The sequence below is a fragment of the Tritonibacter sp. SIMBA_163 genome, assembly GCF_046535935.1.
In the GTDB taxonomy this organism is placed as follows: Bacteria; Pseudomonadota; Alphaproteobacteria; order Rhodobacterales; family Rhodobacteraceae; genus Epibacterium; species Epibacterium scottomollicae.
Genome location: NZ_JAWJBP010001117.1, coordinates 1 through 244 on the forward strand (window position 1 = coordinate 1; position 244 = coordinate 244).

Below are 244 nucleotides of genomic sequence, written 5' to 3' on the forward strand. Positions count from 1 at the left end.
ATGTGATGGAAGCAGTGCTCGAATCCGCTTATGAAGGACAAGGGCGCGAGAAGGTCTATAGGCTCGCCGACAGTTTCACTTCTGACCGCAGCGACCAGGCGATGGAGATCTTGCTCGGCAAGTTATACGATTATTCACGCGTTCACCCTGAACCGGAGGCGTGGCTTGAGCAATTGCCGAAGCTATACGATGTACCGGAACATGCGACCATCGATGAGTTGCCATTCATGGAAGATTTAAAGAT

At 51.2% G+C, this 244-nt stretch carries 1 protein-coding gene; it reads left to right on the forward strand.

Annotation, left to right across the window (positions count from 1 at the left end; all coding sequences use genetic code 11):
* Positions 1-244 (forward strand): hypothetical protein (locus R0J92_RS25795; RefSeq protein WP_411053786.1); only part of this gene is annotated, 244 nt, incomplete at both ends.